Below are 14,803 nucleotides of genomic sequence, written 5' to 3'. Positions count from 1 at the left end.
TATTATTGTGACTATAGCCAAATCAACTGCCTGGTATGTATGGCATTACAACTTTAACAACTCTTTTGATTTTTTTCAAGCAATTCTATAAGACGATCGAGCTTGTTAAGTAATGCTTTTTCAGTTACTACTCTTTTATTGATATATACAATGATTGTAATTGTAAGTGCCAGAAAGGTTAAATCAAATATAATATCGACCAATTGAATCACCTCCGCTTTCTTTGGAGTCCGCTCTGCTGAAAATGCATGATTAATTTCTTAGATTGACAATATACATGTATTCCGGACAATAGCAGTGCTGTTCTGCGTATATGGCGATTCTGTCTTCTTCAAAGAAATCTAAATATTGCGGACTATTAAATACATTTTGGAATTCAAACGATTTTAGCAATGATCCATCTACAGTGGAAAATAGGTATATTTTATTGTATTCATTTTGCTCATACCCCGTTTTAATAAAGGCGATTTTTGACCCATCCGGCGATATGGAATAATCGGTAAATCCAATATTTTGAATATCATATGTCTCATTGATTAATTTTTTATAGGGATAGCCGGTCTGATCAAGGTCGATTACCCCTGGATCTAAAGGTTCGCCCATTTCGCCAATGACGGTATACAGTTTATTATTGACTAATTCTATTGGCTGTGCATTGGAACCGGCTTGTTTAAGCAGAATATCTTTACCTGTTCTTATATCGATTACGCCGCACCCATTTGACCACTCATATCCCCCAATGCCATAGACCAATAATGCGTTGTCCACCCAGGCAAAGGGGTAATAATAATTTCGATCCTGACCGCCTGAGTCATTTCCGCTAATCAACAATCGCGGCGTATTTCCCTCATTTTCATCAACCACATACAAACTTCCTTTTTCCGAATAGACATATTTGCTTTTGTCAGGTGAATATTTAAAATACAGTGTGTCTGCCGGACAATCTTCTGTGGTTATATCACCCACGGCGTCAACACGAAACATTTCAATTTTTGAGGAAGATTCTTTCTGGGCAGAAATATCAACTTTCTCTTGTGAAACAGAGGTGTTTAACAAATAGTATTCGCCAATATCCCTACTGCTCACTATTTTGTTGTTTATCGGATCAAAAATCAACGCCTTTAACGCATATTTTCCCCGATCATCAATCGGTTCTCCGCAGACAGCAACCACAAATCCGCCTGGCAACGTATTTGTTCGCAGTATTTGGTTGTCGTGAGCAATTAACCGCATATCTATCTGGGTGATTTCTTGGGGAAGGATAGTCTCCGGAAATGATATTAACATGGGATTATAACGCGGGTCATTCTGAACGACATTATATATCGCTTGGCGGGCATCATACACGTCAAACTCATTGGGCCCGAGGAAACCGGATAATACGGTCTTGCCATTATCTACAACCGTCACAACCATTACTTCCAATGAATAATTATCCCCATTCAGATGCTGTGCATCACGAACCCCTTGTTGTGAGGAAAATTGGATGGAATAGATGCTGGAAAGAGTAGAGCAATCGGTCATAAATGCATCAAGGTAACCTCCGTGAATATACTTGATCTCTACATTTGTAATATCATTGTCCTGGTAAATTGTATCCAGCCACAGTTTAGCCCATTCTTTGCCTTTTTCTTCTCTGGTATCCGAGCCTATGATATAATAATCCCCATTTATAACCTTATTGTGTAAATCGTCTTGAGTATTTGTTTTTTGCTGCGTGTTTGAGGATATATCTGCCGGTTCATCTTTCTGTTCGCTCGTTGTCGTCTTTTGACAAGCAACTAAAGTTGTCAATAACAAGGGGATAATTATTAATATTAAATAACGCTTCATAGAAGCCTCCCATCTGATATAGAAATTAACCACTTAAGATGCAAGAGCGTTGTTGTTTTCATTTATGTATTTATTATGGGAAGTATGCTAGTGCTCTGGTTTTTTTACTTGTCGGCATAAAATCTGCCTTTTTCTAATGGTCGTTCAAAGGATGGTATTACATAAATCTATATTCGGTAACCTTGCCTTTATCTTATAACACAATAAACTAAATTCATTATTAGCTTAACCTGACAGCGCTTTTGGCACAGCTTAAGGCCAAAGCTCCGGTAACAATGTCAACCTGGGAAGCTTCATCAATGATAACGTAATCAAAAAGATAATTTTTTACTGCACAGGTTCTTAAGGAATGAGTAGTACTGAAGATTACCGGATATTCCCGAATGAAAGAGTCAAAATCACGCCATAGTGAATCCCTTGCAAACACCGTTCTCTGATTCCCTCTCCCATATCTTTCAGCCAGCTTTGCTTTGAACAGTTTCATGGAACTATCCGTATATTCCATCATGGATTGTTCAAACCGGTATTCTCACCTTTTACAAGAACGAGGTTTTTATCTGTGTTCAATTTATTACTGCCTTTCTTGGAAGGGTTTGGATATTATATGGATAATACGCGTTAATAAGTATATCTATATCACAATTCAGGGTTGATAGGTATAGATGGCTTGGGATCGTTTATGATATCTTCAGCATCATCCTCGTTTAAACATACTTTAACGAATTCTTTACCGAAATCTGAGAAACATATAAACCCCTTTTTTAGGTGATATGTTATTCCTTCGTGCGTTTCAAGTTTTTCATAATCTTCTAACAGAGTAGTTTTCACATGACCACTTTGCGCAATTCTAGTATATTCTTCTTTTGTGTCAAGATATGAAGTATATATAATGTTAATTATTTTTAGCCTTGATAGATTATCCAAGTAGCTTTCAATTTTATTTGGCAAGCTACAATTTGCATAATAAGCAAGCAGTGTAACATTTCTAGAAAAAGTATTTCCTAAATTATCTGTAAATGTTAGCTTCTTGGGGTCATGGAGTGTCAAACCATCCTTTTTGTCCACACTAGCAATTAGGCTTTTATTATCAAACTTATGTAAGTTGGAATATGACCCTACTTCCTTCAATTTAGTATTAAAAACACGACGTATTTCTAAAACAGGTTGTCTATCCCCATAAATTAGCAAATAGTTGATTATTTTTGCTTCATCAGGAGTCAGTTGTTTAATAATTTCTGTAAAAGCAGGGTGTACATATTTGCGTTCTTCAATAATCATTGATTTCACAAGCAGATTTGCATACATCTCACGAATTTGTTTACAATCCCTTGAATAGGAAATAGCTTCTATTGCAGGTATAGCAATATAGGGTTCAGGCGTACATATTTTTTGGGGATCATAATATTTTAGTTTTTCTTCAAGCATTTTTTTCGTTTCATTTATTGCATGTTGTCTATTAAGTATCCATATTTCAATTGGCGAAAGGGCAGCATGTATTGCCCGAGGAATCAAACTCATCAGACTTCCAGTTTCTTTTGCAAAAGGCTTTACTGCATCGTCATAAATATCTTTTATAGGTAATTGTTTCGTAATCTTGTTTTCATTATCACTCATAAAGACACCTCCAATTAATAAGAATTTCATCAGCTATGAGCATAGAGCAATTTACCATTATAGACCTCCATGTAGCATCGGCACCTCGTGCCACACCATCAAATGAATGAAAACTAAGTTCTAGTGAGATACTTTGCCTACGGCATCAGGTCGATATGTCTTGGCGCTACTAAGCCCGATGTTATAGACTGATCAAGGTTTCCTGCTTGCACCACAAATTGTTGCCATGAGCACGTTGGGTAGAATAATACATTGACAGGAAGCCCGCCGTAAATATAAATCATTGGAGGTCTTTCAATGAATGTAATTTACGAGCGTTGTTGTGGTATGGACGTTCACAAGAACACTATCGTGGCCTGTTTAATAACAGGTAAAAACAAGGAGATTCGCAGTTTCAGTACAATGACATCTTCTCTATTAGATCTTACTGAGTGGCTAAAAAGTGTCGAATGTCAATGTGTTGCCATGGAAGCGACTGGATCGTACTGGAAGCCTATCTACAACCTTTTAGAAATGGAGGCGATACCTACTTTAGTTGTTAATGCTCAACACATCAAAGCTGTGCCTGGTCGGAAAACTGATGTCAAAGATTCAGAATGGATTGCCGATTTGCTTCGTCATGGTTTACTAAATGGCAGTTTTATTCCTAAGCGTGAGCAGCGTGAGCAGCGTGAGCTCAAAGAACTTGTTCGTTATCGTAGAAGTATGGTACAGGAACGTGCCAGAGAACTAAACCGTATCCAAAAGGTATTAGAAGGCGCGAACATTAAACTAGGTTCTGTTGTCAGTGACATCGATGGCAAGTCATCGCGTCAAATGCTTGATATGCTAATTGCTGGTTGTACAGACGTTCAAGCTATGGCTGATAAGGCTTTCAGACAAATGCGTAAGAAAATACCTCAAATTCAGGAAGCTCTTCATGGTTTCATGGGCGATCACCAAAGAATAATGTTGCGCCTAATGCTTAAACATATCGATATGCTTGAAGAACAAGTCTCTCTACTTGACCAACAAATCCAGGAAAAAATGATACCGGTGTGTGAACAAGTCAATCTAGTCGATTCAATTCCCGGAGTTGGTTTACGCAGCGCTCAAATCATCATTTCTGAAATCGGCATCAATATGGATCAATTCCCGTCGGCATCACACCTCGCTTCCTGGGCTGGTTTATGCCCTGGCAATCATGAAAGTGCCGGAAAACGGAAAAGTGGCAAAACACGGAAAGGCAGCGATATACTAAAAGCCACTCTTATTGAATGCGCAAAATCTGCTGGGCATTTAAAGAACACGTATTTTAGTACCCAATACAATAGAATTGCCAGGAGACGTGGCTATAATCGAGCTACTGTAGCTGTCGCACATGCAATTCTCAAAGCAGCCTATGCAATGCTTAAAAACAACACTCCTTACAGAGAACTTGGCCCAGATTACTATGAACAGTATCGAATGACAGAGATAGTTAAAAAGTCAGTTAAGAAACTAGAATCACTTGGGCTAACCGTTACAATAAATCAGGGTATAACTCCAGGACAGCTACTCACTCATTAATTAATATTAGGTTCTATTCATTTTTCTCAAGTATTACCTTGAGTTAGGTGGGTTTTTTTTGTCAGAAGGACTAATACATTGAGTTTTCTGGATAGACATAATACTAATTTCGAAACCTTTACCCTCAACATCTATTGAGATAGAACTAAGATTTACCCCTTTAATCTTAATCGGAACTATTCCTCCAAAGAAACGCTCTTCTTGTCGAGCCAAATATGTATCAAATTCCTTCAATAAGCCCAAATGAATTGAGGAATAGTATTATCCACTTATATTGGTGCATTACCAAATCATTTTTACGCCTAGGGGGTCTATTATTTGTTAATTCGCGAAAATAATCCACACTCCTTCTAAATTCATCCAATTGACAGGAAATAATTGCATTATTTTGCAGCAATACCACCAATTTACATACTGAATGAAAATTAATAAATAGACTCTTTCGGCAATAAAAATAAGTGCTGTTCGCACTTTTTTAAATTATAGCTTTTCGTCAATTACCCACGTTATGAAATGATCCACTAATTCAAGCTTTCTCTCATCACACAGCTTAATTTTTTGATGAATTAATAATCTATTATTTTTTCATAATCCCTTTATCTGGCCTGTTATGCCTCTGGGGCGGTTATTGTACCACTTTCAGGGATGGCATACGTTTTTACATTCGGCATATTTGTCCTGATAATAGGCGGCCACTCTTTAAGCCTTTCGACCATATAGTCTGCAAGCTTACTCGCATTTGTAATGCATTTTTCCTTTGCTACCGAATCAATTCTAGCCAGTTGACCGAGCGCTGTCAGCAGTTCGAAGAATGTATCGGCGATCGTTTTGCAGCAAACGGTACATTTTTCTTCATACTCCGTGGCAGCAGTTGGGGAGGTAGCGTTTGGGGAGGCCGCTGCTTTTGGCATGTTTGCAGGTTTTTTGGTTTTATTGACAGTCACATATTCTATTTCTATACCCTGAGGATTTTCGGGTATGGGTATTTGTAAGGGTAGGAGTATGGATGTGGATGTGACTTGATCTAATTTTTCTTCCGATACGGTGTGCTTCTGTTCTTTCAGTGCCAGATCCAGCTCCCTAGTAGTCATATCGTCAATATCATGCTGCAGAATGAATTCCTCCCGTTCATCTTCCGGAATCCCCAGAAGGAGAAGGGCTTGGTAATAGGTCAAATTCGTCAGCGCTGACGAATTTGCGCTGCCGCCATCTTCAGCACAAACGAGCAGTTTATCGCCATATTCTTCAAAAAGCTGCATTAGCCTGTTGGCTGTGCGCTGAGAATAGTTCACCGATTCGACCAGCCATTTCCCCCATTCCCCATGCGGAAGCATGGCCTTAGCCTCCTTCAGGCGCTTGCCAACCTCGATGGCATTGGTAAGCATGATGTTACATGTCTGTTGTTTGATTTGATTAATCTCAGCCGCGATAACACACGGTGTGCGTTCCGTGATCGGTTGATTCATTATAATTCCCGCCTTTTTGGTAGCTTTAATGCCAGCATACGTAGACGGGCTTCAGATTGTGCTTACGAACATACGTTTGCATTTTGCTCGCACTCATGGTACACTATAACGGGTGATGGTGATGGGAACTTTGGATAAATTAGCGATCCTCGCTGACGGCGCCAAATATGACGTATCCTGCGCTTCCAGCGGTGTCGAGAAGAAGAATAAAGGCGGTATCGGCAATTCCAAAGCCTTTGGCATCTGCCATACGTGGTCCGCCGACGGCCGCTGCGTTTCCCTGTTAAAAATCCTGATGACCAATTATTGCATTTATAACTGTACCTACTGCGTCAATCGCAACCAGAACGATATCCCCAGGGCCAGTTTTACGCCGAGGGAAATTGCCGATCTGGCCATTGGCTTTTACCGCCGCAATTATATTGAAGGCTTATTTTTAAGCTCAGGCATTGAACATAGTCCCAATAAAACCATGGAAAGAATCTATCAGGTCCTCGATATTTTGAGGAATGAATATCATTTCTTCGGTTATATCCATGTTAAAGTCATTCCGGGTGCGGATCCGGTGCTCGTCAAAAAAACAGGCCTGTTGGCCGACAGGATGAGCGTCAATATTGAACAGCCTTCCGAACAAAGCCTCAAGCTGTTGGCGCCGCAAAAATCCTTGCCGGCGGTCTTGGCGCCGATGAACCAAATCAGTGATCACATCCTGCAAAATGCTTCCGAACGCAGGTTATACCGACATGCTCAAAAAAACAAATTTGTCCCCGCCGGCCAATCCACTCAAATGATTGTCGGCGCCAGCAACGATAGCGACCGGGTTATCGTCAAAGCATCCGAGGCGCTTTATCAGCGTTTTCAGCTGAAAAGAGTCTACTATTCCGCCTATATCCCGGTCAACGACAGCCCGCTTTTGCCGGCCCTGACCACCGCACCCCCGCTCTTACGGGAACACCGCCTCTATCAGGCTGACTGGCTGATGCGGTTTTATCAGTTTCAAGCCGATGAGATTGTTGATGAACGGACTCCTTTTCTGGAAACGGATTTTGACCCCAAAATCAGTTGGGCCTTCCGCAATATGCATCTGTTTCCGATGGAAATCAACCGGGCTTCTTATGAAGAACTGCTGCGGGTCCCCGGGATTGGCCTGATTTCAGCCCAACGCATAATTAGCCAGCGCCGAGTGGCTGCCATATCCTATGATCATCTGAAGAAAATCGGGGTTTCACTGAAACGCGCCCGCTACTTTATCACCTGCCAAGGACATTACTATGGCGCCATTCCGGTGGAAGCGGGATTAATCCGCAGGGCCTTGGCACCGGTGCAAAAGCCGGTTCAACTGACACTTTTTTAGCGCTTACTGCAGGCCAACCATGGCCGTCCGGGAGGCAACAGCATGATTGATTATCTCTACGACGGCAGCTTTGACGGATTACTCACCGCTGTCTATGCCAGCTATTATGAAGAAAAAGCCCAGGGGATCTTCCCCCAGGCAGCGTATCAAAATAATTTTTTTGTCCCCTCGCGTACCGTCGAGACGGATTTAGTCAAGGCGGAAAAGGTCTATCACGCGATTGAACGAAAAATCTCTGATCTGTCCCTTAAACACATCTTCTATACGTATCTCTCCAATGAAGCCAATAAAGAAACGAAAATACTAAACTATCTGCAACTGGGCTTTAAATTAGGCCGGCAAATTGATGATCTGCACGCTCAACCCGAAGTGCTGCCGATCCGGCAAACGGCCCGGAAAGTGTCTTTTGAAGCGGAGCGCTTCCTGGGACTCCTTCGCTTTAAAGACACCGGCAGTTTTTTATATGCAGTGCTCGAACCCGATCATCATATTCTGATTCTTTTGGCCGATCACTTTGCCGACCGGCTGGCTCAGGAACGGTTCATTATTCATGACCGCAAACGCGGCCTTGCTGTGGTTTCTAACTGTCAGGATTGGTACATAACCGATTTTCCGGAGGAGATAGGTTTTACTTATTCTGAACAGGAAAAGGATTATCAGGAATTGTGGCGGCTGTACTTCAGCCAGATCAGCATTGAGAACAGAAAAAATAAGAAACTGCAAACCCAGTTTGTCCCGCACCGCTATCGTCGCCATCTTACAGAATTTACGACCGGTTATTCCGACAAAAATATCAATTAAGCCATCAGTTCATTGCCATTATCTTTTAGCCATTTCCTCCACTTTTTATAGTCTGGAAAATAGCTCTCCAAGGTCACCCAGAAATCCCGGGAGTGGTTCATATGTTTCAGATGGACAAGTTCGTGGAGGATGACATAGGCAATCACCTGATTGGGTGCCATAATGATTCGCCAATTCAGATTGATGGCTTTTTTACTGGAACAGCTTCCCCATTTTGTTTTTTGATCTTTGATCCGTAATACACTATAGGACAGGTTTAACTGCTTTGCATAATAATCGACCTGTTCAGGCAGAAGTTTTTTCGCTTGGCTGATATACCATTGTTCCAATAAGCGCTTAGCCTCATTGCTTTTCTCTTGCTCAGTAAGGCCCGGTGTGATGGTGATATGAATCCTGCTCCCGACAAACTCAGCGAAAGTACCGGAACCCTTCGTTGACCCCTTCATTTCCTCGATATGGAGCGGATAGTACCTGCCCCGATAAAGGTGTTTTTCTCCTGAAATATAGTTTTTCGTAAAATTGTTATTCGTTGCTTTTGCTTGGATCTTTTCCAACTTTTTCAGAATCTGGTGCTTGTGGCTTTCCAGGTAGTTCCTGGCATAGGCGAACGTAACAAACCCGGGGACGGATACGATCATCTTCGAGCCCTTTATTGTCATGACAAGCCGTTGTGCCTTCTTACTTTTGCGCAATTCATATTCAATCACTCTATTGCCAATGCGCAGATAGTCCATCGGTATTTCTCCCGCCCCTTTATTGCTCGTTTATTGTTTGATTATTGACTGTTTATTGACTATTAATCCTGATGACAGCGTGCTCGCTCTACCGCTTTTTGCCAGCCGTTTAGATATTCCCGTCGTTGTTGCTCGGTAATCTGCGGCTGAAAAATGCGCTGGGCCCGGCCTCCGGAACCGAGATCGTCCTTGCCGGACCAATAACCCGATGCCAGCCCGGCAAGATAGGCCGCTCCCAGAGCCGTTGTTTCCGTTATTGCCGAGGGAATGACCGGGGCCTTGCTGATATCCGCTTGAAACTGCAACAGAAAATGATTGGCTGCCCCGCCGCCGTCAACCATTAAGGCCCGTAGCAAAATACCGGTATCTTTATCCATCGCGGTGAGCACATCATTGGTTTGATAGACAATGCTTTCCAAAGCGGCGCGAATGAGGTGAGAGCGGTTGGCTCCCCGGGTGAGTCCGGTAATAATCCCCCGGGCCTGCATATCCCAATAGGGAGCACCAAGTCCGACAAAAGCGGGAACAACATAAACGCCGTTGGTATCCTTGACTTGAGTGGCAACATATTCACTTTCTGCGGCAGTTTGGATCAGTCCCATCTCATCCCGCAGCCATTGAACCACCGCCCCGCCAATAAAAACACTGCCTTCCAGCGCGTATTCGACTTGATTATCAATTCCCCAGGCAATGGTTGTCAGTAACTTATTCTTGGAGCGGATGATATTTTTCCCGGTGTTCATGAGGATAAAACAACCGGTACCGTAGGTGTTTTTGACCATGCCTTCTGAAAAACACCCTTGCCCGAATAATGCCGCCTGTTGATCTCCCGCTAAGCCACCGATGGGTATTTCCGCTCCCAGTAAATGGGCCTCAGTTACCCCGAACAAGTCACTGCTTGGGCAGACCTTGGGCAGGATACACTCCGGGATATCTAACGCGGCGAGTATCTTGTCATCCCAGCGCAGGTCCCGGATATTATATAACATCGTGCGGGAGGCATTGCTATAATCGGTGATATGCAGCCGTCCGCTGGTGAGTTTCCACACCAGCCAACTGTCAATCGTACCGAATATGAGGTCTCCCCGTTCGGCAAGCTTCTGCCCGTCGGGGATATGATCCAGAATCCATCTGATTTTGGTTCCGGAGAAATAAGCATCAACGATCAGTCCGGTCATTTCCTCAATATAGGTATTTAAATGACCGTTTTTTATTTCTTCACACAGCGGCGTCGTGCGCCGACACTGCCAGACAATGGCATTACAGACCGGTTCGCCGGTTGTCCGGTTCCAGACGACGGTGGTTTCCCGTTGATTGGCGATACCGATGGCGTGGATACTCTCCGCAGCGGTTCCTGTCTGCGCCAAAACGTCCCGGGCTGCACTGAGCTGTGTTTGCCATATCTCCATCGGGTCGTGCTCAACCCATCCCGGATGGGGATATATTTGCGTGAACTCTTTTTGAGCCTGCCCGATAATGGTCCCATTTTCATCAAATAAGATGGCACGCGAGCTTGTGGTCCCTTGATCAAGGGCTAAAATAACCTTGCCGGGCATCCCCATCCCCCTTTTGAAACTATCCTGTCACTCCATACAATGTAGTGATAATTGCTTACATTATACAATAATCCAATACGAAATAGTCACCTTCAAAGATAAAAAAAGATCCTAAAAACAGAATAACAAAACGCAACAGAAGGACAGCGACTTACAATAGTTGCTGTCCTTTTTACATGAAGTGATGGCTCAAATCCCTAATTACCATTATAAGAATAATGTGAACTATTCGGCTTTAATATATTTGACGGGTTTATTGCACGAATGCCCAAATTTATCCTCCAATAAACCCTGCTGCAAAAGGGTAAACTATTCCTAACTTTTCATGGGAGGGTGTACGATATGAAAAAAATGAGAGACCGCATCATGCTTGGCCTATTAGTAGGTTTTATTAGTGATATTCCAAAAACATTAAGCAATGAATATTTCTACAGAAAAGGTTTGGAGAAACGCCGTTTTGCTGATATTGTTGCTGGAATTTTCCTTCCAAAGTATCGCCTAGTTACCAAAAAAGCAACCATATTCGGTATATTTGGAGAGTTGGTTATATCTTCATTTATGGGGATTCCTCTAGTGTATCTCCTTTCCTATACAGGTAAGGATAAATCTGTAATTAAAGGTTTAGTGACTGGCTTATTTGGTTTTGGTTTTCTTCGGGGTTTATTAGCAAACGTTGGGATTGGACGAAATTATCCAAAAGATGTTGTCACAAATGTCATGATGAGTTGGAGTAGTTCTTTGTGGGGAGTAACTGCTGGTCTAATTACCCCTTTACTTGGCGACTCAGCATTATTCAAACCGAACAATATTGTTCTCAGTAATCCTACGGATGTACTTATTAGTAATAACATACGTCATAAAAATCCAAAACATATTCCAAAAAGCGATTTAGAAAATACAGAAACGCTATATTCAAAAACACTTGAATAAAAGCTCAGCTAACTTCCGCTAATCCTACTAATGCCGTCCAAAAATTAACCAATTCTATATAACAATCTGAAGATGTATATCCTCTTTTGCAATACAAGTTTTTTATGTTCAACCTTCCAGAATTTTATAAACTTAATATTTGATAAAAAAGGTAAACCTAATTTCAAAATACACACGTAGGAGATACAAAGAATGAAAAAAATAAAAGATAGAATAACTCTTGGAATCGTTTCTGGTCTATTAGGAACGGTATTAAAAACAGCCTCAGATGAGATTTTCCTTCGAAAGAAAATATCTCAGCGTTCATTTAGGGAAACTGCATCAGGTGTTTGGGTTTCTTCAAGGAAAGAGGCGAAAAATCCTTATGGACAAATCCTAGGGCAGATTATGGATATAGGATTAGGCATGCTTGGTGCTATTGCTCAGGTTCAAATACTATCCAAGACGGGAAAAAATAATCTTTTCGCAAAAGGAGCTTTTTTTGGTATAACCTATGGCTCCATAGTAACAGCAATGCTTAGTGGATTTGATACAAATAAAGTTAAGCCGAAAGATGCCCGAAGTAACCTTTCATATGTAATTAGCCATGCGATTTATGGGTTAGGTACTACTTATGCTACATCACTCTTAGGGGATGAATCACTATGGGATGCTCCACCAATGAACAATTATGTTCAGCCGACTACAAAAACAACAACAGAAAAAGAAAAGAATGAACAAAATCCAAAACAATATATAAATGGTTTAGATGTAAATAATGAAAATCACTCTGATTTTATACATTAAGCAAAGATTATTCGAGGTAGTAGGTTTTTGCACTGGTACTTGGTAGAGTTACTCGTGCTTTTCCCCCTGATGTCGAAGTGATTATTATCTCGTCAAAAACAGAAGACGCCCGTTTTATTTTGGCGTCTATGGTTTGGGGCCAGGTTATGATACTCAATCTATTTTAACCGAAAGCAGCCTCTGTTCTGCAAACTGTTCCCACGACGTGCCTTTCTGTCCATAATTGCTGTAGGGGTGGATCGAAATGCCTCCTCGGGGAGTAAACTTTCCGATAACCTCAATATACCGCGGATCCATCAGGGTGACGAGGTCTTTTAAAATGATATTAATGACATCCTCGTGAAAACTGCCATGATTGCGAAAACTAAATAGATAAAGTTTCAGCGATTTGCTTTCAACGAGTTTTTTATCCGGTATATAATTAATAATGATCGTCCCAAAATCCGGCTGCCCGGTAATCGGGCAAAGGCTCGTGAACTCCGGGCAATTCAGCCTGACAAAATAGTTGTTTTCCGGATGCTTATTATCAAAGCACTCCAATATGTCAGGGTCATAGTCAAAAACATAATCCGTATGTCCCGATCCCAAAAGCGACAGTCCATCGATCTCCTTACCCAGCATTGCTGTTAACCTCCCAGCGATTTTTGATAACATATAAGACGAGGACCCCGATGACCTGCATGAGGCATTTAACGATGAGCTGACCAAGGATGGCATTCGGGATCATATCCCAGGATAATATTCCCGAAAAGAGCGGCGATAAACCGATGACGACAAAGAGGACACTATCGAGTGTTCCGCTGATAACGCCACTTGTCAACACTTTTCCCAGGAAAGGAACCTTTAACCGAGTGTAAATTTCGGTATCCGCCGATTCGGAGAGCAAAAAGGAAATGGCCGAAGCGGCTGTGATCACTAAGGTATCCCCTAGGAAGACAGAGGATAGCGCCGATAACAACAGAGCGGATACAATGGCAATATAGGCTTTCTTTCTTCCATATTTCCTTTGGATAATATCTCGTAAAACGAGTGTCGCCCCGATTAACCAGGACCCATAGGGAATCAAAAAGGGACCCGCCTGTAAGGGCACGAAAGCAGCCGTAATCACATTGGCAACGACGATAGCCGCTAAATATAGAAATAAAATCATACGTTTCACTCCAATTAAATAAATTAGCCAACATAAAACCGACACATCATTCCTTAGTTTATCCCGTTATTCTAAACATTTGCTGTTTTTACCCAAAATAAAAAGGGCACACTAGTGCCCAACCGCCTTGCGGCAGCAGCCCTAGTTTTGTTTAGAGACAGGATGGATCACGAACTGTCTTATTTATTTTGGCGTGAAAAGAATAGCATTAATCCTTATGCTTGTAAATAGCATCAAGACTATCTGAAGATGTTTTAAGATGATCCATCAATACTCAGTCGATAGAAGACGGGAACGGCGAAGAGGCAAATAATTTACACGTATCGCCCCGATAGTACGTAATCCCCATACCGATGGGTTTATCCTGTGTATTGAAAAGCCGTTGTTCAACAACCAATAACGGCATCACGGAATAAAGGGAGAGATGCTTCGCGATTTCCTCACTCGGCAGTTGGGCCGATATGGTTAACTCCTTTTTGATGGCAAATAATGAGGTGTACTGGGAAACGATCTCCGGAAACGTTCTGTATTTGATTTCCTTTTCGACGATAGGCATCCCTTTGTAATAGATCAGGTATTTTTCATCGTAAGCTACCGCTTCTCCATTGCTGTAATAGATCCGTTTAAACATGATGACCTTTTTATTGCGGGGGATATTTAAACTATCGATGAGTTTCGGTGTCGGCAGGATAATTTTAACCTCAATCATTTTGGTTGAGTCAATACTATTAATGAGATTGGCCATTTCATTATAATATAACGTATACAGTTTCGAGTCCGGCTCATTCACAAAGCTGCCCTTACCCGGGATAGAACTGATGTACCCTTCATTGACAAGAATCGCCAGACCCTTGCGAACCGTCATCCGACTGACGCCATACGTTTCACATAAGGCATTTTCGGACGGAATGGCGTCACCCGGCTTCAATATACCATCGGTAATTTTCTTCTTAATTTCTTCAATAATATGCTGATAAATCGGTATTTCCATTTTATTCTCCTTAATTGAGAATTATTTTGATATCATTATA

General features: G+C 41.7%; 15 protein-coding genes and 1 pseudogene. 5 read left to right on the top strand and 11 right to left on the bottom strand.

All coding sequences use genetic code 11. The features are described 5' to 3' along the window. Window positions 1-252 precede the first annotated feature (252 nt). The 3 genes from LPY66_RS02440 to LPY66_RS02430 all read right to left on the bottom strand — a co-directional run bounded on the left by LPY66_RS02440 (window position 253) and on the right by LPY66_RS02430 (window position 3,447). Window positions 253-1,833 carry a hypothetical protein gene (locus LPY66_RS02440; RefSeq protein WP_337986543.1) on the bottom strand — a complete coding sequence of 527 codons (1,581 nt, stop codon included), beginning with the start codon at window positions 1,831-1,833 and terminating at the stop codon, window positions 253-255. Window positions 1,834-2,053: 220 nt separating this feature from the next. Continuing rightward, the gene (locus LPY66_RS02435; protein ID WP_337986542.1) at window positions 2,054-2,317 is read right to left on the bottom strand and encodes an AAA domain-containing protein; all 264 of its coding nucleotides are present in this window, start codon (window positions 2,315-2,317) and stop codon (window positions 2,054-2,056) included. A gap of 152 nt (window positions 2,318-2,469) precedes the next feature. Continuing rightward, window positions 2,470-3,447 carry a DUF4393 domain-containing protein gene (locus tag LPY66_RS02430; RefSeq protein WP_337986541.1) on the bottom strand — a complete coding sequence of 326 codons (978 nt, stop codon included), beginning with the start codon at window positions 3,445-3,447 and terminating at the stop codon, window positions 2,470-2,472. 297 nt (window positions 3,448-3,744) lie between these two features. On the opposite strand from LPY66_RS02430, the gene LPY66_RS02425 reads away from it, so the two are divergent. Next, window positions 3,745-4,995, top strand: a complete 1,251-nt coding sequence (locus LPY66_RS02425; RefSeq protein ID WP_337986540.1) for an IS110 family transposase — start codon at window positions 3,745-3,747, stop codon at window positions 4,993-4,995. 33 nt (window positions 4,996-5,028) lie between these two features. Here LPY66_RS02425 and LPY66_RS02420 read toward each other — a convergent pair whose 3' ends face one another. From LPY66_RS02420 to LPY66_RS02415, 3 genes and pseudogenes are all read right to left on the bottom strand, one after another. Next, window positions 5,029-5,229, bottom strand: coding sequence for a hypothetical protein (locus tag LPY66_RS02420; protein WP_337986539.1), 201 nt, complete (start codon window positions 5,227-5,229; stop codon window positions 5,029-5,031). A 246-nt stretch (window positions 5,230-5,475) separates the two neighbouring features. Beyond that, window positions 5,476-5,577: pseudogene (locus LPY66_RS20945) on the bottom strand (helix-turn-helix domain-containing protein); the annotation flags it as partial. Between the two features lie 26 nt (window positions 5,578-5,603). Further along, on the bottom strand, window positions 5,604-6,461 hold the full coding sequence (locus tag LPY66_RS02415) for a DUF3102 domain-containing protein (RefSeq protein ID WP_337986538.1): 858 nt from the start codon (window positions 6,459-6,461) through the stop codon (window positions 5,604-5,606). Window positions 6,462-6,576: 115 nt separating this feature from the next. Between LPY66_RS02415 and LPY66_RS02410 the strand changes: the two genes are divergently transcribed. Both LPY66_RS02410 and LPY66_RS02405 read left to right on the top strand, forming a co-directional pair. Next, window positions 6,577-7,815, top strand: coding sequence for a putative DNA modification/repair radical SAM protein (locus LPY66_RS02410; RefSeq protein WP_337986537.1), 1,239 nt, complete (start codon window positions 6,577-6,579; stop codon window positions 7,813-7,815). A 42-nt stretch (window positions 7,816-7,857) separates the two neighbouring features. Next, window positions 7,858-8,616, top strand: coding sequence for a TIGR03915 family putative DNA repair protein (locus LPY66_RS02405; RefSeq protein ID WP_337986536.1), 759 nt, complete (start codon window positions 7,858-7,860; stop codon window positions 8,614-8,616). On the opposite strand, the gene LPY66_RS02400 is transcribed toward LPY66_RS02405, so the two are convergent. Continuing rightward, a complete protein-coding gene (locus LPY66_RS02400) occupies window positions 8,613-9,350 on the bottom strand; it encodes a M48 family metallopeptidase (protein ID WP_337986535.1) in 738 nt (245 codons plus the stop codon). The genes LPY66_RS02405 and LPY66_RS02400 overlap by 4 nt on opposite strands. Window positions 9,351-9,412: 62 nt before the next feature. After that, window positions 9,413-10,906: a glycerol kinase GlpK gene (glpK, locus tag LPY66_RS02395; protein WP_337986534.1), complete on the bottom strand. Its 1,494-nt coding sequence runs from the start codon at window positions 10,904-10,906 to the stop codon at window positions 9,413-9,415. Window positions 10,907-11,248: 342 nt separating this feature from the next. Between glpK and LPY66_RS02390 the strand changes: the two genes are divergently transcribed. Both LPY66_RS02390 and LPY66_RS02385 read left to right on the top strand, forming a co-directional pair. Next, window positions 11,249-11,836: a hypothetical protein gene (locus LPY66_RS02390; RefSeq protein ID WP_337986533.1), complete on the top strand. Its 588-nt coding sequence runs from the start codon at window positions 11,249-11,251 to the stop codon at window positions 11,834-11,836. 192 nt (window positions 11,837-12,028) lie between these two features. Beyond that, the gene (locus LPY66_RS02385; RefSeq protein ID WP_337986532.1) at window positions 12,029-12,622 is read left to right on the top strand and encodes a hypothetical protein; all 594 of its coding nucleotides are present in this window, start codon (window positions 12,029-12,031) and stop codon (window positions 12,620-12,622) included. 153 nt (window positions 12,623-12,775) lie between these two features. Here the strand turns inward: LPY66_RS02385 and queF are convergent, their stop codons facing one another. The 3 genes from queF to LPY66_RS02370 all read right to left on the bottom strand — a co-directional run bounded on the left by queF (window position 12,776) and on the right by LPY66_RS02370 (window position 14,763). Continuing rightward, window positions 12,776-13,243, bottom strand: coding sequence for a preQ(1) synthase (gene queF / locus LPY66_RS02380; protein ID WP_337986531.1), 468 nt, complete (start codon window positions 13,241-13,243; stop codon window positions 12,776-12,778). Next, entirely contained in the window at window positions 13,233-13,772 is a 540-nt protein-coding gene (locus LPY66_RS02375; RefSeq protein ID WP_337986530.1) for a VUT family protein, read from the bottom strand. Before LPY66_RS02375 ends, queF begins: the two co-directional genes overlap by 11 nt. A 274-nt stretch (window positions 13,773-14,046) precedes the next feature. Further along, window positions 14,047-14,763, bottom strand: a complete 717-nt coding sequence (locus LPY66_RS02370) for a GntR family transcriptional regulator (RefSeq protein ID WP_337986529.1) — start codon at window positions 14,761-14,763, stop codon at window positions 14,047-14,049. Between the last annotated feature and the right edge of the window lie 40 nt (window positions 14,764-14,803).

It is taken from the genome of Dehalobacter sp. DCM (genome assembly GCF_024972775.1).
Taxonomy (GTDB): domain Bacteria; phylum Bacillota; class Desulfitobacteriia; order Desulfitobacteriales; family Syntrophobotulaceae; genus Dehalobacter.
Note: the sequence above shows the minus strand (reverse complement) of the source record. Positions and strands in the feature narration are given on the sequence as shown.